The organism is Rhodoplanes sp. SY1, assembly GCF_046000175.1.
In the GTDB taxonomy this organism is placed as follows: domain Bacteria; phylum Pseudomonadota; class Alphaproteobacteria; order Rhizobiales; family Xanthobacteraceae; genus Rhodoplanes.
Window position 1 is genome coordinate 1 of record NZ_JBEOMB010000130.1, and the last position, 19,842, is coordinate 19,842.

The window sequence follows — 19,842 nt, forward strand, 5'->3', positions numbered from 1 at the left end:
CGACGCGGTGCTGGCGGCGGCCGGCGGCGTCGTGCTGCGGCCGGACGGCACGCCGCTGCTCTACGGCAACGGCCCGGCGGATTTCCTGGTGTCGGGCTTCGTCGCCTGGGGGGCTCCGCCGCCGCCCGATCGGTGATCGGGGCGGCGGGCCGCCGGCGCGATGGAGACCGGAAGCGTCGGCGACGGCGCCGGATCACCGGGCGAGCTGCGACTGCACCTTCGGCCAGTGGGACTGGGCATCGGTCAGCACCCCGACCGGGTCGGCCAGGAACTTCGAGCGGGCCGTCTCGCTGTAGAACAGCATCAGCCGGCCGCGGACGACGAGGAAGATCTCGGGATGACCGGGGCGCGACACGCCACGGGCGACGCCGACCGGATCGTAGCCGCCGAACAGCGGCCCGTAGACGCCGGGATTGTCCGCGAAGGCGTTGCGGTTCCCCTCGTTGCGGAAGCGCCAGACGATGCCGTGGTGATCGTACTCGTACTCGGGACGGCCGAGCTCGGGCTGGCCGTCGACGAAGTAGGCGACGGGGTCGAAGCCCGCGAGAGCGAGGCCGGAGTAGCGGTCGGTGACGACGCGCTCGCTGGTCGCCGCAAGCGGACCGCCCGCCTGGACGAAGGCGAGGCCGAGGATCGCGATGACGAAGGCGGCCAGAAGGCGCGCAGTTTGCAGGGTTCGCCGCCGTGGCGTCATACTGTTGCCGGAAGCTCTCTCGATTCGGATGAGGCAGTCCTAGCGCGACTTCGTCATCATCCCGTTAGCGCGCTTCGAAAAAAGCGGGTCGAGTTGTCGGAAAGGTCGAACATGCGCACAGCCTGGCGTCGGATCGCGGCCGCGGTGACCCTTGCCGCAGGGGTCTCCCTGGCCTGCGCCATGCCCACCCGGGCCGTCGCGCAGAGCCAGCCGGTGCCGGCGCATCCGCAGCGCAACGACACCTTCACGACCGGCGAGATCGTCTCGGCCGGCCACCGCTTCTTCGGCGGCGTGTCGCGCAGCCTCGCGACCCTGGTCGAGCGCGCCGCCAGCCAGTGGGGCCTGCCCAACGGCTACGTGCTCGGCGAGGAGGGCGGCGGCGCCTTCTTCGGCGGCCTGCGCTACGGCGAGGGCGTGCTCTACACCAAGAACGCCGGCGACCTGAAGGTGTACTGGCAGGGCCCGTCGTTCGGCTGGGACGTGGGCGGCGAAGGCGCCCGCACCATGATGCTGATCTACAACCTCCCCGCGACCGAGGCGATCTACCAGCGCTTCGGCGGCATCGACGGCTCCGCCTACTTCATCGGCGGGCTCGGCATGACGGCGCTGACCGCCAACAATGTCGTGGTGGTGCCGATCCGCTCCGGCGTCGGGCTGCGACTCGGCGCCAGCATCGGCTACCTGAAGTTCACGCCGCAATCGACCTGGAACCCGTTCTGAGCCGCTGCCGCGCCGCTGCGCGGCACCCGGCCCTGCCGCACGGTCGCTCCGGCCCGCCGCCCGGTCTCGTGCGGGCAGGACACTGTTGCGTGATCGCCGGCCAAACGGCTTTGGCGCCCCTTGCAAAACAGTGGTCAGGTTGTTGAATTCCCTTTAGAAGCTCGACACCAACTCGCCCGACGGCCGTTTCGGCGGGGCGTGGAGCCGGAGGCGTTCGTCATGATCGAACAGGCCATGCTGTTCGGGATCGGGTTCCTGGTCGCGAGCCTGTTCAACCTGCTGTTCGTGCCGCTCGTGCACAACCGCGCCGTCCGGCTCACCACCCGCCGGCTGGAGGCCTCGACGCCGTTCTCGATGGCCGAGATCCAGGCCGAGAAGGACCAGCTCCGGGCCGAGTTCGCGATGTCGACCCGGCGGCTCGAGATGAGCGTCGAGCAGCTCAAGAGCCGGGCCGCCGGGCAGCTCGCCGACCTCGGCCGCAAGTCGATGGCGATCGGCCGCCTCAGGCAGGAGCTGGACGAGAAGACCGCCGCCCTCGCCGCCATCGAGGCGCGCGAGCGCACCCTGCAGGAGCAGCTCCAGTCGACCGAGCACGAGTACACGCTCAAGAGCGACAAGGCCCAGACGGTGGAGCGGGTGCTGGTCGGCAAGGAGGCCGAGCTCGCCAAACTGACAGCGGCACTGACCGAGCGCAGCTCGGTGTCGGACAGCCAGCGCATCGAGATCGCCACCCTCAAGACCCAGATCGAGTCGCTCAAGTCGCGCGGCGAGCAGGCCCAGCACGACCTCAAGGACATCAAGATCCGGCTCGACCGCGAACGCGCCGCGGCCGCCGCGGCGGCGGCCGAGCTGGCCCAGGAGCGCACCCGGGCGACCGAACTCGGCACCCGCGCGACCGAGCTCGAGCGCCAGCTCGGCGAGCAGACCGGCGAGGCGGACGGGCTCGGCAAGCGCATCCGCGAGCTGGAGGAGCGGCTGACCGAGCAGGGCCGCATGCTGGTCGAGCGGGAATATGACGCCCGCCGGGCGCGCGAGGAGGCGGCCGGCGCCGTCGAGGGCTCGCGCGGCGAGGCGGCCCGGCTGGAGCAGGAGCTCGCGGCGGCCCACGCCGAGAACGCCCGGCTGCAGCAGGAGATCCTCACGCTCCGCAAGGGCACCGAGGACTCCTGGGCGGCCGAACGGCTGGAGACCGCCCTGCTGCGCGAGCGCATCAACGACGTCGCCGCCGAGGTGGTGCGCCTGACCATGGCGCTGGAGGGCGACGCCTCGCCGATCACGGCGATCCTGGCGGACGATCGCCCGGCCGAGGACCGGTCCGCCGCAGGAGGACGCGCCGCAGCCGATGGCGCCGCCCGTGGCGGCGATCTGGTCAGCCGCATCCGCGCCCTGCAGGCCCGCGCCTCGCGGGTCGCCCAGCCGCCGGCCACGAACGGCGCGCTGCCGGAGCCGGCGACGGCCGCCCCCTGACCGCCGCGGCCCCGCTCCACGGACACGGGCACGGACCCGAGCGCCGGCGCCCGGCCGCTGCCGCGAGGCGGCTCGCGATTGCGCTGGTCGCGGCCACGCTGCTCGTCGTCGGTGCGGGTCCGGGCGCCGGGCCGCTCCCGGCCGCCGCAGCGGAGCGGCGCCCCCCCGACACCCCGCCCAGCTTCACCGATCGTCAGATCGTGCGCGGCTTCCTGGCCGTCGCCTTCGGGGCCGAGTACGCCACCGGCACCACCGATCGCATCCGCCGCTTCGACGGGCCGGTGCGCGTGTTCGTCGATGCCGCCGCGGCGCCGCGCGGCCTCGCGGCAGCGCGCACCACGACGGCCGAGGCCGTGGTGGCCGAGATCGGACGTGGCGTGCAGCACCTCGACATCGCGACGACCCGCGACCGCGCCGACGCGAATCTCACGATCCTGATCGTCCGGCGGCGCGCCTTCGCGGCGACCGTCACCGAGGTCTTCGGACCCGGCCGGGCGAGGACGATCCTGCGCCGCCTCGCCCCCGACTGCGTCAGCGGCTTCTCGCGCGACGAACGATTCCGGATCCGGCAGGCCGTCGTGATCCTGGCCGCCGACACGTCCGATTTCGTGTTCCGGGACTGTGCGATCGAAGAGACGCTGCAGGCGCTTGGGCCGATCAACGACACCACGCTGCCCTGGACGATGTTCAACGATGCGGTGCGCACCGGGCGCTTCGGTCGTTACGACCGTTATCTGCTCGGCCTGCTCTACCATCCGCGGATGCGGCCCGGCATGCCGCGGCGGGAGGCGGAGACGATCGCGCGGTCGGCTCTCCCGGACGTTCGGTCGTTCGTCGACACGCGCCCCATCGACAACCGCGCGGCGACGTCGTCGCGGTAAACCCATGATTACCAGGATGGTAAAGTTAATGGCCGGTTCCGATTGCAGCGAGTCGCCGCGACTAGTACCATTCTCCACGTTGGCTCGGTGGCGGAATGGCGACGCGGGGAGAGCCGACCGCCCTCCCCTATCCTGGTTCGAGTCCAGGCTGAGCCTCCAAATTCTCTCGGTCCGATCGGGTCGTTCTCGATCCTGTTCGAGCGATGCTCGCCACCGCTCCTCGACTCGATCGATGCCATCGCCAGCGCGGAACCAATCCGCCGCGGACCGCGTTACCGACGGCACGTGACCGCCGTCGTGTCCCTGGGATCGTGATCTGTTCGGCAATTGACCGTTCGGTGCGCTGATCGCTTGGCCTCGCTACGGCGAGTCGCTATCAGGGCCGTCGATGGCGACATCGATCCCGCTGCTCGATGGTCGCCCCTTCATGACTCGCTCCCGGACCGTATCGCGCACGCCGCCCGCCTGCCGCGGGCCCGCGCCACGTCCGTCATCATCCGTCCCGATCCCCGAGACCAGAGGTCACGTCGGCTCATGATCGCCCGCCCGCAAGCCAATTCTCTCGCCACGATACTCGCCGAGCAAAACGCCGCGCTGCTGTCCGACTGGACGGAGCGCCTGCGCGCGAGCGGCGCGCTGGCGAGCGGCCGCATCCGCGAGGCCGAGCTGCAGACCCAATGCCGCACCGTGCTCGACCTCCTGACGACCGCCGTGGCGGCCGGTCTCGACGCCGCGAGCCCCGCCTACGGCCCGCTGCGCGACATGCTCACCGACATCTCGCGCTCGCGCGCCGTGCAGGGCTTCACGCCGACCGAGACCGCGACTTTCGTGTTCTCGCTCAAGCAGCCGCTGTTCGACGCGCTCAGCACGACCAAGGGTGTCGACTCGGATACGCTGGCGCGAACCATCTGGGACGTCACCTTGATGCTCGACGCGCTGGGCCTCCACACCATGGAGGCGTTCCAGAAGACCCGCGAGGAGACGATCATCCGCCAGCAACGCGAGATCGCCGAGCTGTCGACCCCGGTCGTGAAGCTGTGGGACGGCGTGCTGGCGCTGCCGCTGATCGGCACGCTGGACAGCCAGCGCACCCAGGTGGTGATGGAGAACCTGCTCGAGTCGATCGTCGCCCAGACGGCCGAGATCGCCATCATCGACATCACCGGGGTGCCGACCGTCGACACGCTGACGGCGCAGCATCTCCTGAAAACCGTCTCCGCGGCGCGGCTGATGGGCGCCGACTGCATCATCAGCGGCATCCGGCCGCAGATCGCCCAGACCATGGTGCATCTCGGCGTCGAGCTGAACGTCGTCTCCAAGGCGACGCTCGCCGACGCCTTCGCGCTGGCGCTGCGTCGGATCGGCCGCACCGTGGCGCCGCTGAAGGCGGCGGCGCGCGAGCAGCCGGCGAGCTGATCCGATGGACCGCATCCCGATCCTCAAGCTCGGCCACGCGCTCCTGGTGACCATCCAGGTCGACATGCACGACCGCCTCGCCACCGCACTCCAGGAAGACCTCACCGAGAAGATCGTCGCGGCGCGAGCCAAAGGCGTGCTGATCGACATCTCGGCGCTGGAGATCGTCGACAGCTTCATCGGCCGCATGCTCGATCACATCGCAGCGATCTCGCGCATGCTCGACGCCGAGACCGTGGTGGTGGGCATGCGCCCCGCCGTCGCCATCACGCTGGTCGAGCTCGGCCTCTCGCTGTCGGGCGTGAAGACCGCGCTCAACGTGGAGCGCGGCATGGCCCTGCTCGAACGCCGGATCGCCGAGACCGAGAGCGCCGATGGCGACGACGACGCGTGACCGCATGGAGGTACGTTCCTCGGACGATGTCGTGCGGGTGCGCCAGCAGGTGCGGGCGCGCGCCCTCGAGGTCGGCCTTTCTCTGGTGGACCAGACCAAGATCGTCACGGCGGCGAGCGAGCTCGCCCGCAACATGCTCGACTACGGCGGCGGCGGCGTCGCCACCATCGAGGTAGTGGTCGACGGGCTGCGGCGCGGGCTGCGGCTCGTCTTCGAGGACCATGGCCCCGGCATTCCCGACATCCAGCTCGCCCTGAAGGACGGCTACACGTCGGGCGGCGGCCTCGGTCTCGGACTCGGCGGAGCTAAACGCCTGTGCAACGAGTTCTCCATCGATTCGAAGCCCGGCGAGGGCACCCGTGTCGTCTGTGCGCGGTGGAAGTGAGGGCGGCGTGGAAGTGAGAGCATGATCCGGGTTCCCGTCCACGAGCCGAGCCAGGTGTCGGAGGCGCGCCGCACCGCGGCCGAGCGGGCCGAGCAGCATGGCTTCGGCGCGACCGACGCCGGCCGCGTCGCCCTCGCCACCACCGAGCTCGCCACCAACCTGATCAAGCACGGCGGCGGCGGCGACATCCTGGTCGGCGGCTTCGAGGAGCCGGACGGTGCCGGCATCCAGGTGCTGGCGCTCGACAAGGGCCGCGGCATCGCCGACCTCGCCGCCTGCCGGGTCGACGGCTACTCGACGGCCGGCACCAACGGCCACGGGCTGGGCGCCGTGTTCCGTCAGGCTCACACGGTCGAGCTGGTGTCGTGGCCGGCGCTCGGCACCGGGCTGATGGCGCGCTTCGAGCCGGGCACGCCACCCAAGGCCAACAAGCCGAGCGGCGCGGCCATCGGCGTCGTCACGGTGCCGAAGGAGGGCGAGTGCGTCTGCGGCGACGGCTGGAGCGTCGACGAGACGGGCGCGGCCCGCACCGTGATGGTGGTCGACGGCCTCGGCCACGGTCCCGACGCGGCGACGGCGGCGACCGAGGCCGTGCGGGTGTTCCAGCGCCACAAGGGGCACCAGGTGCCGACCCTGCTCGACTACATCCATGGCGGCCTGCGCGGCACGCGCGGCGCGGCCGTGTCGGTCGGCCGCATCGACATCGCCGCCGGCAAGGTCGAGTTCGGCGGCATCGGCAACGTCGCCGGCGCCGTGGTGACGCCGGCCGCGATCCGCCGCATGGTGTCGCTGCCCGGCACAGCCGGCCACGTCGCCCGAAAAATCCAGACGTTCGACTATGCGGCGGAGGACGGGGTCGTGGTGATGCATTCGGACGGCCTCGCCACGAGCTGGTCGCTCGACCGCTATCCCGGACTGCTGCGCGCCCACCCGACCCTGATCGCCGCCGTGCTGTTCCGCGACTTCTGGCGGCAGCGCGACGACGTGACGGTGCTGGTCGCCGCGACCGCAGGCGGCGCGGCCGCCGGGAGCGCGCCGTGACGAGCTGGCCGATCGTGACGATGGCGATCGTCGCCGAGGCCGACGTGGTGGCGGTGCGCCAGCGCGCCCGCCTGCTCGCCGAAAAGCTCGGCTTCGACCGGCAGGACCAGACCCGCATCGCTACCGCCGTCTCGGAGATCGCCCGCAACGCCTTCGGATACGGCAAGGGCGGCCGCGCCGAGTTCATCGTCGACAGCGACGACGGCCGGCAGGTCTTCACCATCCGGATCGGCGACCGCGGCCCCGGGATCGCGGATCTCGACGCCGTCCTCGAAGGACGCTGGCGGTCGACCGAAGGCATGGGGATCGGCCTCGTCGGCGCGCGGCGGCTGATGGACCGGTTCGACATCGCCTGCCCGGCCGGCGGCGGCACCGTGGTGACGCTCGGCCATCGCCTGCCGGCCCGCGCGCCGCCCGTGACGGCGGCGCGGCTCGCCGAAATCGTCCGCGACCTCGCGGCGACCGGCGGCGACGACCCGCTCGCGGCGTTGCGCGAGCAGAATCGCGAGCTGATCGAGACGCTCGACGCGCTGCGGCGGCGCGAGCAGGAGGCGCAGACGCTCGACCGCGAGCTCTCCGACACCAACCGCGGCGTCGTCGCCCTCTATGCCGAGCTCGACGAGCGCGCCGAGCAGCTCCGTCAGGCGAGCGAGCTGAAGTCGCGCTTCCTCTCCCACATGAGTCACGAGTTCCGCACGCCGCTGAACTCGATCCTGGCGCTCTCGCGGCTGCTGCTCGATCGCGTCGACGGCGATCTCGCCCCCGAGCAGGAGAAGCAGGTCGGCTATATCCGCCGCTCCGCCGAAGGACTCTTGGAGCTGGTCAACGATCTCCTCGACCTCGCCAAGGTCGAGGCCGGCAAGGTCGAGATCCGCGCCGTGCCGTTCACGGTCGCCGAGCTGTTCGGCGGCCTGCGCGGCGCGCTCAAGCCGCTGCAGACCAATCCGGCCGTCGACCTCTCCTTCGACAGCGGCGCCGGCCTGCCCTCGCTGTTCACCGACGAGGCGAAGGTCACGCAGATCCTTCGCAACCTGATCTCCAACGCGCTGAAGTTCACCGAGGCCGGCGAGGTCGCGGTCTCGGCCGTGCACGACGAGGCGACCGGCCGGATCGTGTTCGCGGTGCGCGACACCGGGATCGGCATCGCGGCCGAGCACCAGGAGCGCATCTTCGAGGAGTTCAGCCAGATCGACACGCAGATCCAGCGCAAGGTGAAGGGCACCGGGCTCGGCCTCTCGCTGTCGCGCAACCTGGCGGCGCTGCTCGGCGGCGAATTGTCGATCGAGAGCGTGCTCGGCCAGGGGTCGGTGTTCCGCCTGTCGATCCCGCCGCGGCTCGACGGGGCCGGCGAGGCGACCGCGACGACGCGCCGGCGCGTGCTGGTGATCGACGACGACGAGACGTTCCGTTACGTCTTCCGCCAGCTCATCGGCGGCGACCGCTTCGAGGTGATCGAGGCCGCCGACGGCGAGACGGGCCTGCGCCGCGCCTGCGAGGACGCGCCCGACCTCGTGCTGCTCGACCTGCAGATGCCGCGGATGGACGGTTTCGCCACCCTGAATCGCCTGGAGGCCGAGCCGCGCGCCTGCCGGATCCCGGTCGTCGTCTCCACCTCGCTCGCCGTGACGCCCGACATCGCCGCGCGCATCCGCCCCGGCGTTCCGATCCTGTCGAAGCGCGACCTGTCGCGCGAGCGCCTCGCCGTCCTCCTGGACGACCTCATCGAGAACAGTCTCACCGAGAGCAGGCCGATGCCATGACCGACGGCAAGCCCCTGGTCCTCAATGTCGACGACCGCGAGATCGGCCGCTACACCAAGAACCGCGACCTGATGCGGGCCGGCTTCGCCGTGATCGAGGCGGCGACCGGCACGGACGCGCTGCGCATGGTGGACGAGCACCGGCCGCACGTCGTGCTTCTCGACGTGCAGCTGCCCGACTTCAGCGGCACCGAGGTGTGCGCGGCCATCAAGGCGCGCTGGCCCGAGGTGATGGTGCTGCAGGCCTCGGCGACCTTCACGACGCCGGCCGATCGCACCACCGGGCTCGACAGCGGCGCCGACTCCTACCTGGTGCAGCCGGCCGAACCCGAGGAGCTCGCCGCCGCCATCCGGGCGCTGCTGCGCATCCGCCGCGCCGAGGACGAGCTGCGGCGCGTCAACGAGACGCTGGAGCGCCGCGTCGAGGAACGCACCCGCGACCTCGCCGAGGCCAACGCCCGCCTGCGCCACGAGATCGCCCAGCGCGAGAAGGCGGAAGCCGCGCTCGCCCAGTCGCAGAAGATGGAGATCATCGGCCAGCTCACCGGCGGCGTCGCCCACGACTTCAACAATCTGCTCACCGTCATCATGGGCAATGTCGACATCCTGCAGCGCCATCTACCCGAGGAGACGCCCGACCGGCTGCGGCGCGCCCTCGACAACGCGGCGCGCGGGGCGCGTCGCGCCTCCGCCCTGACCCAGAGCCTGCTCGCCTTCGCGCGCCGCCAGCCGCTCGATCCCAAGCCGGTCGACGCGAACGCGCTGGTCGGCGCCATCGTCGAGATGCTCCGCCGAACCTTCGGCGAGCAGATCGCCGTCACGCCGATGCTGGCGGACGGCCTGTGGCGCGCGAACGCCGACCCCAACCAGCTCGAGAGCGCGATCCTCAATCTCGCCGTCAACGCCCGCGACGCCATGCCGAACGGCGGCCATATCACCATCGAGACGGCGAACGCCGAACTGGACGACGCGAGCGCGGCGCGCGAGGCCGAGGTGGTGCCGGGGCCCTATGTGGTGATCGCCGTCACCGACACCGGCACGGGCATGACCCGCGACGTGATCGCTCAGGCGTTCGAGCCGTTCTTCACGACCAAGGACATCGGTCACGGCACCGGGCTCGGGCTCTCGCAGGTCTACGGCTTCGTCAAGCAGTCGGGCGGCCATGTGCGCATCCACTCGGAGGTCGGCCGCGGCACCACGGTGAAGATCTATCTGCCGCGACTCGACGAGGCGGACGCCGCCGGCGAGCACGAGCCGGCCGCGCACGCGACACCCGCGGGCCATCGCCACGAGACGATTCTGGTGGTGGAGGACGATCCGGACGTGCGCGAGCATTCGGCCGAGATTCTCGGCGAGCTCGGCTATCGGGTGTTGGAAGCCGAGAACGGCGCCTCGGCGCTCGCCGTTCTGGAGCGCGAGGCGGTGACGCTGCTGTTCACCGATCTCGGCCTGCCGGGCGGCATGGACGGCCGCCAGCTCGCCGACGAGGCGATGCGGCGCCGGCCGAACGTGCGGGTGATCTTCACCACGGGCCACGCGACCAGCGCCATCGTCCACGAGGGCCGCCTCGATCCCGGCCTGCATCTGATCGCCAAGCCGTTCACCTATGCGGGCCTCGCCGCCAAGCTGCGCAGCGTGCTCGACCACGGCGCCGACATTCCGGCGGGATGAGCCGCGCCGGGCTGATCGGAGAGGGTGAGAAAAGAAGACGGAGAACAGAAGAGGCAGCGGCGGCGCCGGCGAAGCCGGGGCCGCATCCCGCCTCACGGCGAACGTCTGCCGGTACATCCGCGGTCAGACGACGCGTGAGGGGGACGGACGGCATCCCGCACCAATGAGCGGCGATGGGACCGTCCGGCAACGTGGGTCGGCACGAGCGACACCTTTCGGCGCGCCGATGCATCGAACCACGGCTGCTGATCAACGATCCCCACCGAAACGAGTTCCGCAATCGTCGGCAGAGGGGCGCGCGACCTCTCGGGTCACGCGATGATCTGCCGGTCCGAAACTCTGCTCGTCGGGCGGAAACCTGCCGGCGCCTCCCGGCGCCGGATCCCGTCTCACGGCCAGAGCCTGCCGGTACATCCGCGGTCAGGCGGCCTGTGAGAACGGGTGCGGCAATCACCTTTCGGCGTGCCGCTTGGACCTCATATGGGGGCTCGAACGCGAATTCCAAGCCCCTGGCGGTCCGTGAGCAACCGGGCGCACTGCCCGTTACCCATCGCGACCCTAGCGACGCTCGATGACGGTTTTCCGACAACCGTGCGGCGGCGATGCGGCGGCCGATGGAACGATTGTCGCACCCCCCGGGAGGCGGGCCGCGGCGTCTCAGTGAAGCCGGGCGGCGAGGCGCGCGATGGTGGCGTCGAACAGCGCGAGCGCCGCGCCGTTTGTGCGCTGCAAACCGGCAAGCGAGGCGGCGCCGCCGGCCGCCACCGTGTCGAGCAGCGCGTAGTAGACGCAGTCGCGCGTCAGCCCGCTCGCCTCGCCGGCGAGCGAGCGCACCGCCTCGAACACGCCCGGACAGGTGCCGTCGGCGACAAGGCCGCGCGCCTTGCGCAGCGTCTCCAGCACGGTCAGCGTCGTCATCGCAGAATGTCCCCCGGGCCGGTCGTGGCGATCATCGGCGGAGCTGATTAGACGAGTCGACGCCGCGATTCAGTCCGGAGGAGTACGGTTCGGGTTTCGTCGAGAGCACACGCGACGGCGGTGTCGCGCAACCGGCGTTCTACAACCGCGTGATGGTGAGGCCGCCGTCGACGTTCACGACCGTGCCGGTGGAGAAGACGACGGCCGGATTCGCCAGCGCCGAGACCGCGGCGGCGATGTCCTCGGGCCGGCCCCAGCGCTTCGCCGGCACCAGGCCCTGCGCGATCAGCGCGTCGTACTTCGACGTCACGCCGGCCGTCATGTCGGTCTTGATGATGCCGGGCCGCACCTCGAACACGGCGATGCCGTCGCCGGCGAGTCGCGCCGCGAGACCCTCGACCACCATGGCGAGTCCCGCCTTGGAGATGCAGTACTCCAGGCGATTGTTGGAGACCATCTCGGCCGAGCAGGACGACACGACGACGATCGCGCGCGGCGTCTCCGACGGCACCTTCAGCATGCGGTTCGCCACGGCCTGCGCCAGGAAGAAGGCGCCGCGCAGGTTGACGCCGAGCACGTAGTCGAAGTTCTCGGGCGTCGTCTCCAGCACGTCGAGCCGCTGCGGCGGGGCGACGCCGGCATTCGACACGAACACGTCGATCGGCCCGAGCGCGGCCTCCACCGCGTCGAGCACGCGGGCATGGTCGGCGACGTCCTGCACGTTGCCGGCCACGTAGGTGGCGGCGACGCCGTGGGACTCGAGTGTCTTCACGGCGGCCTGCGCCACGTCGTCGTCGCGCGTGCCCGTGATGGCGACGTCGTAGCTTTCCCGCGCTAGGCCCTCGGCGACGGCGAGGCCGATGCCGCGGCGTCCACCCGTCACCAGGGCGACGCGACGCTTGGTCTTCTGGTTCATGTGATGTCTCCCTGATGCCGTTCGGTCGTCGGGCGTGTCAGACGACCGCGAGGCCGGACTGGTTGGGCCGTGAACTGCCGATACCCTCTCCCTCAGGGAGAGGGTCGGGGCGCGCGTCAGCGCGCACCGGGGTGAGGGTTTACGGCGCCAGTTGGAGAGCGCGGCACCCCCTCACCCGGATCTCGCGCAGTGGCGCGAGATCCGACCTCTCCCCGCTGGGGAGAGGTGAAGCATGATCACCCGAAGAACGTGAGATACGGGCCGTTCTCGGCGAGGCGCTGCACGTAGAGGGCGACCTCGCGCATGTGATAGTCGCCCCACATGGTCGCCTCGCCGCACGGATTGGCGCGGCCCGGCGGCACGTGGTCCCAGCCGTTGGGGCGGTGATACTGGCTGTGCAGCACCAGGCCCTGATGATCGGGATCGATGCTCAGATAGCGGTCGGAGAGCAGCGTGCGTACCACCGTGAGGCCGGCCTGGCGATAGCGCGCCGCATCGGCCCGGCCGGTCGCCTCGCGCCACGCGCCGAAGCGCAGCAGCCCCTGCGCCGCGATCGCGGCGGCCGAGGAGTCGACCGGCTCGACGTCGTTCTCGGGCTCGGACTCCTTGTTATAGATGTCGCCGAGCTTCGCCAGGTCCGGCGCGCCCGTGTCCCAATACGGGATGCCGTCGGTCGCCGTGTGGGCGATGTAGAAGTCGCAGGTCGCCGCCGCCGCCTTCTCCATCATGGCGATCACCTCGGCCTTGCCGCCGAACGCCTCGACCTCGGCATCGTCGAGCGTCTCCATGAACTCCAGGAGCTCGGCGTAGCCGGTGATCGCCCAGGAGAGGCCGCGCGTCCACGTCGAGAACCCCGAATAGCCCTGCTGCGTGCCGACGCAGCGGAACGCCCGGCTGGCGGTGTTGAAGATCGCCTCGTGGGCGGTGCGGCCGCGCACGTCGTAGATGTCGCGGCCCTCGCCGTAGAACACGCCGTACTTCGCCGTGGTGCGGGCATGCGCGATCAGGCGGCCGAGCAGCGGGATCACCTGGTCGCCCTCGCCCTTCATCACGTGGCCGAGCTGATGGGCGAGCGCCAGCACGCGCAGGGTGCGCATGGTGTCGATGAACAGCGAGTGCGGGCCGTTGAACGACTGGATGTAGCCGAAGCCGTCGCCGAGCTCGGTCCAGCGGTTGGCCTGCACGGCACCGGAGCATTTGAGCGCCAGCTCGAAATACTCCATCTGCCACGGGTCCTCGGGCAGCCGGCCCTCGTTCACCAATCGGCGCAGATTGCCGTAGGTCGAGACCTGGTTGAAGCCGTGGTCGTGGACGCCGAAATGCGTCACGTGCACGGGCATGTCGGCGCAGATGCGGTCGAGGCCGAGCGCCAGGAAGCTCTCGTCGCCGGTGGCGTCGAACTGCAGGATGGCGCTGCCGAACTCAAACCCTTGAGTCCAGTCGGTCCAGCCGCGCGGTTTGTACTGGCCCGCCACCGTGTGGACGGGCGCGCCGGAGGCGCGGTCCATGGTGCGGTCGATGGAGGTGATCTTGCCGGCCGAGAGATCCCACATGCGGCGGATCGCCGGCAGAAGGTCGTTCGGCGTGAGTGCGGTGTCGATCTTCATGAGCGTTCGCCCCCTCTTGGCCTGTCTCTGAATTTCGTCATGGCCGGCCTCGTGCCGGCCATCCACGATCGTCGGTCGATGCAACACGAGCAGACGTGGATGGCCGGGACAAGCCCGGCCATGACCATGGGGAAACGCTCCCGCGAGAATGCGAGAGCGCGTTCCGCTTCGGCGTCAGCGGATCACCCGGGCGCCCTTGCCCTTCATGATCGCCTCGACCTCCTTGACGTTGACCATCGAGGTGTCGCCCGGCGTGGTCATGGCGAGCGCGCCGTGGGCGGCGCCGTACTCGACCGCCGCCTGCGGGCCCTTGCCCTCCAGGAAGCCGTAGGCGAGGCCGGAGGCGAAGCCGTCGCCGCCGCCGACGCGGTCGTAGATCTCGAGGTTCTCGCGCATCGGCGCCTCGTAGAACTGCCCGCCTGCCCAGATGATGGCGCCCCAGTCGTTGAAGGTCGCGGTCTTGGCGTTGCGCAGCGTCGTCGCCGCCACCTTGAAGTTCGGATACTGCTTCACGGCGGTGGCGATCATCTTCTTGAAGTTGACGGGATCGATCGCCGAGATGTGCTCGTCGAGCCCCTCCACCTCGAAGCCGAGGCAGGCCGTGAAATCCTCCTCGTTGCCGAGCATCACGTCGACATACTTGGCGATCTCGCGGTTGATCTTCTGCGCGCCCGCCTTGCCGCCCTGGCTCTTCCACAGCGACGCACGGTAGTTGAGGTCGTAGGAGACGATCGTGCCGTATTTCCGCGCGGTCTCGACCGCCTCGATCACGGCCTCCGAGGTGTTGGAGGCGAGCGCCGCGAAGATGCCGCCGGTGTGGAACCAGCGCACGCCCTCCTCGCCGAACAGCTTCTCCCAGTTGATCTCGCCGGGCTTGATCTGCGACGCGGCAGAATGACCGCGATCCGAGCAGCCGAGCGCGGCGCGCACCCCAAAACCCTTCTCGGTGAAGTTGAGGCCGACGCGGGTGTTGCGCCCGATGCCGTCGAACTCGCGCCACAGGATGTGCGAGGTGTCGACGCCGCCCTGCATGATGAAGTCCTCGACCAGCCAGCCGAGGTCGTTCTGCGGCAGCGCCGTGACGACGGTCGCGCGCTTGCCCCAGCACTTGCGCATGGCGCGGGCGACGTTGTACTCGCCGCCGCCCTCCCACACCTGGAACGAGCGGGCGTTGCGCACCCGGCCGAAGCCGGGATCGAAGCGCAGCATCACCTCGCCGAACGAACAGCAGTCCCACTTCGTCTCGGAGGCGGGCCGGATCTTCAGAATCTCGCTCATGGTCTTCGTCCCGGATTGTCGTTTCAGCGAATGAATCACTTGCCGCGGATCGAACGGATCAGCGCGATGGTGTCGCGCACCCGCGTCTCGATGCCCTTGTAGTCCTTCGCCTCGAGCAACTTCTTGGTGATCAGGTTGGAGCCGATGCCGACGCACACCACGCCGGCCTCGAACCAGGCGCGCAGCGACGCCTCGGAGGCGTCGACGCCGCCGGTCGGCATCAGCCGCGTCCACGGGCACGGCGCCAGCACGGCCTTGACGAAGGCCGGGCCGCCGACGATGTCGCCGGGGAAGATCTTCACGATCTCGCAGCCGAGCTCCTCGGCCATGCTGATCTCCGACATCGTGCCGCAGCCCGGGCTGTAGGGGATTTTTCGGCGATTGCAGACCTTGGCGACGTCCGGATTGAGCAGCGGGCCGACCACGAACTTGGCGCCGTTGGCGATGTAGATGCCGGCGGTCGGCGCGTCGACGACCGAGCCGACGCCCATGATCACGCTCGGATCGGCCTTGGCGAAGTGGCGAGCGACGTCGAGGAACACCTGCGAGGCGAAGTCGCCGCGGTTGGTGAACTCGATGCACTTGGCGCCGCCGTCGGCGCAGGCCTGGATGACGTTCCTGCAGACCTCGACGTCCGGATGGTAGAACACCGGGATCACGCCCTGGTCCATCATGGCCGTCAGGACGGTCATGCGATCGTGTGCCGATTGGGGTGCCATGTCGTCAGTCTCCTCGACCGGTGGCGACGGCCGGGGCGGCCGCCGCGCGGGGCCCGCCGTCGATGATCTGCGTGCGTCCCTGCTCCGTCGCGTGCTCCGGCGGCGCGTCGGCGAATCCGACGCGGACGAGCTCGTCGCTGGCCATTGGCATGTCTCGCATGGCGTGAACAGGCGGGCGGGACGAAGGCGAAGCCGCGAAGCCGAAACGGGCGGCAAGTAACTGTCTAGTTACAAGACCACCGCGGCGCCCCCATCGTCAAGGTCGCGAGCATTTCCGGGAACGCAGACCGGGACCACGACGCGGCATGGCTGCGGGCGCCGGCGTGGAGGAGCACGAGCGACGCCCTCTCTCCCCATGGGCGTCACTCCCCATGGCGTCACGCCTCACGGGCGTCGATCGACCGATTGACGACGACCGCAGCGGGCAGACGCTCGGACTGCTTGCACCGGACCAGACCTGCGACCCTACGGCACAGAATATTACAGTATTACCGCATCACGAGAGCGCGAATTCGGGCCTAGCCCAAACGACTTGGTGTCGAGACCGCACAATTTTCACGTCGCGCGTATCGAGATTGACGATCCCGCAGCGACTTACCTGGCCGTTAAGGTTAACATTCGCTAAAATTTTATGAAAGTTTAATTCAAATTGACGATGACGAAGTCTTAACGAATATTAACCCTCACCCGCAAATGGAGAGGGACATGTTCCGCAGCACCGTCCTTGCTGGCGCCGACTCGGCGTCCGGCAACCTCGAATGCGTCTGGACCGCAGGCCCCTCGCCCTTCGATCGGGCCGCGCCGAGCCGGACGCCGTTCCCGCAGCCCGCCCGCACGAAGCGGAAGGCGGCACCGGCGCAGCCGTCGCCCGAGCACTCCGCCGAGACCGTGCTGCGCGCCTTCAACACCTGGGCGTTCAAGCGCGAACAGCCCGAGAACCCGCATCTGCTGCTCCAGGTGGCAGCCACGGCGGTCGGCCGCGCCGAGCCGCTGCGCTTCGTGATGTACTGGGGCAAGGGACCGCGTTGCAGCCTCGGTCCGGAGGACGTCGAGTGCCTCGACTACGTGGGAAGCATGGTGGCGCGGGTGCGCGACGCGCATCGGCCGGGCGCCGCCGTGACCCTGATCCTCACCGACACTCACGCCCGCCATAACGGCCATCCGGAGGAGAGCATCGACGCCTACTTCGGGGCGATCGCCGGCGAGGCGGCGCGGCGCGGCTTCCAGACCTGCCGGCTGTCCAGCGTGGTCGCCGACGCCGGCGACGCGGTGATCCCGGCCGACCTCGACGCGCCGGTGCCGGCCGACGTGCTGGACAGCCTCGCCGCCAGCGCCGGCAAGTGGTATCGCGGCGAGGGATCCGCGGAGGCCGGCGCGCTCGCCTACTACCGCATGAACATGGTGGAGAAGCGCGCCGTCGAGCTCGCCTTCCCGGGTGCCGTCTTCGTCACCTTCAACGGCAGCAAGCTGCGCTGCCTGTTCCCGGCCCGGATGCCGATCTTCTACATGTACTCGCTGCGCCGCGGATTCAGCGTCAAGCCGTGGTTCCTGCCCGCCGATCAGGAGCTGTGCGGACCCGACGCCTGCCGCTGCCGCGGCAGCGACGCCATGCCGGACTGATGGCGCCGGCGCCACGCCCGCGCTGCGGCCGGTTCGGCCGAGCGACCGAACCGGCCGACGCCGCGCCCCGCCTCGACCCGCCCCACGAGGATCCCACGATGACCGCCTCCGCTCTCCCGGCGACCGCCGTGGCCGGCGCCGTCAACCCGGCCGACCGGCCCACCGCGGCGTCGGCCGGCGCGTCGGCCGCCCCGGCCCCGCGGCGCGTCGACAACGTGCCGCTCGGCATCCTGTTCATGGTCGGCTCGACCGTGATGTTCGCGGTGTCGAGCGCGCTCGCCAAATGGCTGGTGGCGATCTATCCGGTCGGCGAGGTGATGGCGTTCCGCTCGCTCTCCTCGCTCCTAGTCTGCTCGCTGTTCGTGCTGCCGTTCACCGGCCTCGCCGTCTTCGCGACGAAGAAGCCCGGCCAGCACGTCGCGCGCGGCGTCTCGCAGGCGATCTCGCAGACCCTCACGGTGCTCGCCGTGTCGATGATGCCGATCGCCGGCGCCATCGCGATCGGCTTCTCGGCGCCCCTGTGGGCGGCGCTGATCTCGGTCCTGTGGCTCGGCGAGCGGGCCGGCGTGGCGCGCTGGACGGCGCTGCTGGTCGGCTTCGCCGGCGTCCTGATCGTCACCGAGCCGGGCGCCGACTCGCTCTCCCTCGGCGCCCTCTTCGCGCTCGGCAACGCGGTGATGTACGGCAGCGTCACGGTCGCGGTGCGCGGCATGACCAAGACGGAATCACCCAACACGCTGCTGATGTGGCAGCTCGTCGTCATGTCGGTCTGCCACGCCGGCCTCTTGGTGTTCGGCTTCCGCATGCCGACCCTGTTCGACGCGGGCCTGCTGGTCGGCATGGGGGTGGCGAACACGATCCAGCAGTATTGCTGGACGCGCGCCCTGTCGCTCGGCCCCACCGCGGCGGTCTCGCCCTTCTATTACATGAGCCTCGTCTGGGCGATGCTGCTCGGCTTCCTGGTGTGGAACGACCAGCCGACCCTGGCGCTGCTCGCCGGCTCCGCCGTCGTCGTCGCCTCCGGACTGTTCCTGCTGTGGCACGAGGCGCGGGCCAAGCGCGCCGCACAGGCCGACGCATGCGGGACGGCGATCCAGAAAGCCAGCGTTCCGGCGGTGCCGGCGGGCCGCTGAGCGGCCGCCGCGACGGCGCACCGTCGGCACGGCGCACGGTCGCGAACGCGCGGCCGCGATCGGATCAGGCGACGAAGCGGCGCTTCGGCCAGTCGGCGAGCAGGCCGACGATCTCGTCGATCGGCAGGGCGCGGCTGAACAGGTAGCCCTGCGCCTCGTCGCAGCCGAGCACGGCGAGCACCTCGTGCTGGTGCGGCGTCTCGACGCCCTCGGCCGTCGTGGTCATGCCCAGCGCCCGCGCCATCTGGATGACCGCCTGGACGATCGCCATCCGGTCGGAGCCGTCGTCGAGGTCCATCACGAAGCTGCGGTCGATCTTGATCTTGTCGAACGGGAAGCTGCGCAGATAGCTGAGCGACGAGTAGCCGGTGCCGAAATCGTCCATGGCGATGCGGATGCCGGCCTGCTTGAGGCGACGCAGCGTCCGCAGCGTCTTCTCGCTGTCGTCCAGGAACACCCGCTCGGTGATCTCGAGCTCGAGCCGGTCCGGCGCGAGGCCGGTCGCCGCGAGCGTGCGCTCGACCATGTCGACGAGGTTCGGGGCGGAGAGCTGCACGGGCGACAGGTTGACGGCGATCTTGACGCGCTCGGGCCAGCGTACCGCCTGCCGGCACGCCTCGGCGAGCGCCCATTCGCCGAGCGGCAGGATCAGGCCGGAGTCCTCGGCGACCGGGATGAACACGTTGGGCGGCACCATGCCGTTGTCGGGATGGCGCCAGCGGGTGAGCGCCTCGAAGCCCGTGATGGCGCCGCTCTTCAGGTCGACGAGCGGCTGGTAGTGCAGCTCGAGCCGGTCGCGGGCGATCGCCTCGCGCAGGTCCATCTCGACATGGCGGCGGTCGCTCACCTCCTTGTTCATGGAGGGATGGTAGAACTTGTGGGTGCCACGGCACTCGGCCTTGACGGCGTAGAGGGCGAGGTCGGCCGCCATCAGCAGGTCGTCGGCGCCGTGCCCGTCCTGCGGTCCGACCGCGATGCCGATGCTGACGCTCGGGCAGATGTGGTGGCCGTCGATGTCGCAGGGCTTGGCGATGGTCTCGACCAGCCGGTCGGCCAGCGCCTCGAGCGCGTCGCGGGACTCGACCGGCGAGACGACCACGGCGAACTCGTCGCCGCCGAGGCGGGCGAGCACGTCGGTGTCGCGGATCGCGCCGCGCAGGCGGCGGGCCGACTCCTGGAGCAGCCGGTCGCCGATCCGGTGGCCTAGAGCGTTTTTCGTTGGG

General features: G+C 70.2%; 19 protein-coding genes and 1 tRNA gene. 12 read left to right on the plus strand and 8 right to left on the minus strand.

Translation table 11 applies throughout. The features are described from left to right. Nucleotides 1-193: 193 nt before the first annotated feature. Nucleotides 194-694: a YHS domain-containing (seleno)protein gene (locus ABTU92_RS25070; RefSeq protein WP_408094334.1), complete on the minus strand. Its 501-nt coding sequence runs from the start codon at nucleotides 692-694 to the stop codon at nucleotides 194-196. A 111-nt stretch (nucleotides 695-805) separates the two neighbouring features. Here ABTU92_RS25070 and ABTU92_RS25075 point away from each other — a divergent pair, with 111 nt between their 5' ends. The 10 genes from ABTU92_RS25075 (at nucleotide 806) to ABTU92_RS25120 (ending at nucleotide 10,428) form a co-directional block, all read left to right on the plus strand. Next, the gene (locus ABTU92_RS25075) at nucleotides 806-1,414 is read left to right on the plus strand and encodes a DUF1134 domain-containing protein (RefSeq protein ID WP_408094335.1); all 609 of its coding nucleotides are present in this window, start codon (nucleotides 806-808) and stop codon (nucleotides 1,412-1,414) included. 219 nt (nucleotides 1,415-1,633) lie between these two features. After that, nucleotides 1,634-2,881, plus strand: a complete 1,248-nt coding sequence (locus ABTU92_RS25080) for a hypothetical protein (RefSeq protein WP_408094336.1) — start codon at nucleotides 1,634-1,636, stop codon at nucleotides 2,879-2,881. 200 nt (nucleotides 2,882-3,081) lie between these two features. After that, nucleotides 3,082-3,762 (plus strand): DUF2927 domain-containing protein, encoded by a 681-nt coding sequence (locus ABTU92_RS25085; RefSeq protein ID WP_408094337.1) that lies wholly within the window; start codon nucleotides 3,082-3,084, stop codon nucleotides 3,760-3,762. A gap of 81 nt (nucleotides 3,763-3,843) precedes the next feature. Further along, nucleotides 3,844-3,921, plus strand: a tRNA-Gly gene (locus ABTU92_RS25090). A 375-nt stretch (nucleotides 3,922-4,296) separates the two neighbouring features. Next, nucleotides 4,297-5,178: an STAS domain-containing protein gene (locus ABTU92_RS25095; RefSeq protein WP_408094338.1), complete on the plus strand. Its 882-nt coding sequence runs from the start codon at nucleotides 4,297-4,299 to the stop codon at nucleotides 5,176-5,178. Nucleotides 5,179-5,182: 4 nt separating this feature from the next. Next, the gene (locus ABTU92_RS25100) at nucleotides 5,183-5,572 is read left to right on the plus strand and encodes an STAS domain-containing protein (protein ID WP_408094339.1); all 390 of its coding nucleotides are present in this window, start codon (nucleotides 5,183-5,185) and stop codon (nucleotides 5,570-5,572) included. Then, complete coding sequence (locus tag ABTU92_RS25105; RefSeq protein ID WP_408094340.1) at nucleotides 5,553-5,957, plus strand: anti-sigma regulatory factor; 405 nt, start codon at nucleotides 5,553-5,555, stop codon at nucleotides 5,955-5,957. The genes ABTU92_RS25100 and ABTU92_RS25105 overlap by 20 nt, the downstream gene beginning before the upstream one ends. Before the next feature lie 21 nt (nucleotides 5,958-5,978). Beyond that, nucleotides 5,979-6,998, plus strand: coding sequence for an ATP-binding protein (locus tag ABTU92_RS25110; protein WP_408094341.1), 1,020 nt, complete (start codon nucleotides 5,979-5,981; stop codon nucleotides 6,996-6,998). After that, on the plus strand, nucleotides 6,995-8,758 hold the full coding sequence (locus ABTU92_RS25115) for an ATP-binding protein (RefSeq protein WP_408094342.1): 1,764 nt from the start codon (nucleotides 6,995-6,997) through the stop codon (nucleotides 8,756-8,758). The genes ABTU92_RS25110 and ABTU92_RS25115 overlap by 4 nt, the downstream gene beginning before the upstream one ends. After that, nucleotides 8,755-10,428: a response regulator gene (locus tag ABTU92_RS25120; protein ID WP_408094343.1), complete on the plus strand. Its 1,674-nt coding sequence runs from the start codon at nucleotides 8,755-8,757 to the stop codon at nucleotides 10,426-10,428. Before ABTU92_RS25115 ends, ABTU92_RS25120 begins: the two co-directional genes overlap by 4 nt. A gap of 657 nt (nucleotides 10,429-11,085) precedes the next feature. Here the strand turns inward: ABTU92_RS25120 and ABTU92_RS25125 are convergent. The 6 genes from ABTU92_RS25125 to ABTU92_RS25150 form a co-directional block, all read right to left on the minus strand. Continuing rightward, nucleotides 11,086-11,346 carry a hypothetical protein gene (locus tag ABTU92_RS25125; protein WP_408094344.1) on the minus strand — a complete coding sequence of 87 codons (261 nt, stop codon included), beginning with the start codon at nucleotides 11,344-11,346 and terminating at the stop codon, nucleotides 11,086-11,088. A gap of 139 nt (nucleotides 11,347-11,485) precedes the next feature. Beyond that, on the minus strand, nucleotides 11,486-12,262 hold the full coding sequence (locus ABTU92_RS25130) for a 3-ketoacyl-ACP reductase (protein ID WP_408094345.1): 777 nt from the start codon (nucleotides 12,260-12,262) through the stop codon (nucleotides 11,486-11,488). A 236-nt stretch (nucleotides 12,263-12,498) separates the two neighbouring features. Next, on the minus strand, nucleotides 12,499-13,869 hold the full coding sequence (locus ABTU92_RS25135; RefSeq protein WP_408094346.1) for a hypothetical protein: 1,371 nt from the start codon (nucleotides 13,867-13,869) through the stop codon (nucleotides 12,499-12,501). Between the two features lie 174 nt (nucleotides 13,870-14,043). Beyond that, nucleotides 14,044-15,147 carry a sugar kinase gene (locus ABTU92_RS25140; protein ID WP_111359615.1) on the minus strand — a complete coding sequence of 368 codons (1,104 nt, stop codon included), beginning with the start codon at nucleotides 15,145-15,147 and terminating at the stop codon, nucleotides 14,044-14,046. A 35-nt stretch (nucleotides 15,148-15,182) separates the two neighbouring features. After that, nucleotides 15,183-15,866 (minus strand): bifunctional 4-hydroxy-2-oxoglutarate aldolase/2-dehydro-3-deoxy-phosphogluconate aldolase, encoded by a 684-nt coding sequence (locus ABTU92_RS25145; protein WP_408094347.1) that lies wholly within the window; start codon nucleotides 15,864-15,866, stop codon nucleotides 15,183-15,185. 4 nt (nucleotides 15,867-15,870) lie between these two features. After that, nucleotides 15,871-16,011 (minus strand): hypothetical protein, encoded by a 141-nt coding sequence (locus ABTU92_RS25150; protein ID WP_170146018.1) that lies wholly within the window; start codon nucleotides 16,009-16,011, stop codon nucleotides 15,871-15,873. Between the two features lie 560 nt (nucleotides 16,012-16,571). Here ABTU92_RS25150 and ABTU92_RS25155 point away from each other — a divergent pair. Then, nucleotides 16,572-17,486 carry a hypothetical protein gene (locus tag ABTU92_RS25155; protein WP_408094348.1) on the plus strand — a complete coding sequence of 305 codons (915 nt, stop codon included), beginning with the start codon at nucleotides 16,572-16,574 and terminating at the stop codon, nucleotides 17,484-17,486. 98 nt (nucleotides 17,487-17,584) lie between these two features. After that, nucleotides 17,585-18,619, plus strand: a complete 1,035-nt coding sequence (locus tag ABTU92_RS25160) for a DMT family transporter (RefSeq protein ID WP_408094349.1) — start codon at nucleotides 17,585-17,587, stop codon at nucleotides 18,617-18,619. A 64-nt stretch (nucleotides 18,620-18,683) separates the two neighbouring features. On the opposite strand, the gene ABTU92_RS25165 is transcribed toward ABTU92_RS25160, so the two are convergent. Further along, the coding region (locus tag ABTU92_RS25165; RefSeq protein ID WP_408094350.1) for a putative bifunctional diguanylate cyclase/phosphodiesterase at nucleotides 18,684-19,842 on the minus strand (1,159 nt) is incomplete at its 5' end.

Bases quoted from the DNA above. Each gene is read 5' to 3' on its own strand.
- ABTU92_RS25070 (WP_408094334.1), bottom strand. From the start codon at position 694: ATGACGCCACGGCGGCGAACCCTGCAAACTGCGCGCCTTCTGGCCGCC.
- ABTU92_RS25075 (WP_408094335.1), top strand. From the start codon at position 806: ATGCGCACAGCCTGGCGTCGGATCGCGGCCGCGGTGACCCTTGCCGCA.
- ABTU92_RS25080 (WP_408094336.1), top strand. From the start codon at position 1,634: ATGATCGAACAGGCCATGCTGTTCGGGATCGGGTTCCTGGTCGCGAGC.
- ABTU92_RS25095 (WP_408094338.1), top strand. From the start codon at position 4,297: ATGATCGCCCGCCCGCAAGCCAATTCTCTCGCCACGATACTCGCCGAG.
- ABTU92_RS25100 (WP_408094339.1), top strand. From the start codon at position 5,183: ATGGACCGCATCCCGATCCTCAAGCTCGGCCACGCGCTCCTGGTGACC.
- ABTU92_RS25105 (WP_408094340.1), top strand. From the start codon at position 5,553: ATGGCGACGACGACGCGTGACCGCATGGAGGTACGTTCCTCGGACGAT.
- ABTU92_RS25110 (WP_408094341.1), top strand. From the start codon at position 5,979: ATGATCCGGGTTCCCGTCCACGAGCCGAGCCAGGTGTCGGAGGCGCGC.
- ABTU92_RS25120 (WP_408094343.1), top strand. From the start codon at position 8,755: ATGACCGACGGCAAGCCCCTGGTCCTCAATGTCGACGACCGCGAGATC.
- ABTU92_RS25125 (WP_408094344.1), bottom strand. From the start codon at position 11,346: ATGACGACGCTGACCGTGCTGGAGACGCTGCGCAAGGCGCGCGGCCTT.
- ABTU92_RS25130 (WP_408094345.1), bottom strand. From the start codon at position 12,262: ATGAACCAGAAGACCAAGCGTCGCGTCGCCCTGGTGACGGGTGGACGC.
- ABTU92_RS25135 (WP_408094346.1), bottom strand. From the start codon at position 13,869: ATGAAGATCGACACCGCACTCACGCCGAACGACCTTCTGCCGGCGATC.
- ABTU92_RS25140 (WP_111359615.1), bottom strand. From the start codon at position 15,147: ATGAGCGAGATTCTGAAGATCCGGCCCGCCTCCGAGACGAAGTGGGAC.
- ABTU92_RS25145 (WP_408094347.1), bottom strand. From the start codon at position 15,866: ATGGCACCCCAATCGGCACACGATCGCATGACCGTCCTGACGGCCATG.
- ABTU92_RS25150 (WP_170146018.1), bottom strand. From the start codon at position 16,011: ATGGCCAGCGACGAGCTCGTCCGCGTCGGATTCGCCGACGCGCCGCCG.
- ABTU92_RS25155 (WP_408094348.1), top strand. From the start codon at position 16,572: ATGTTCCGCAGCACCGTCCTTGCTGGCGCCGACTCGGCGTCCGGCAAC.
- ABTU92_RS25160 (WP_408094349.1), top strand. From the start codon at position 17,585: ATGACCGCCTCCGCTCTCCCGGCGACCGCCGTGGCCGGCGCCGTCAAC.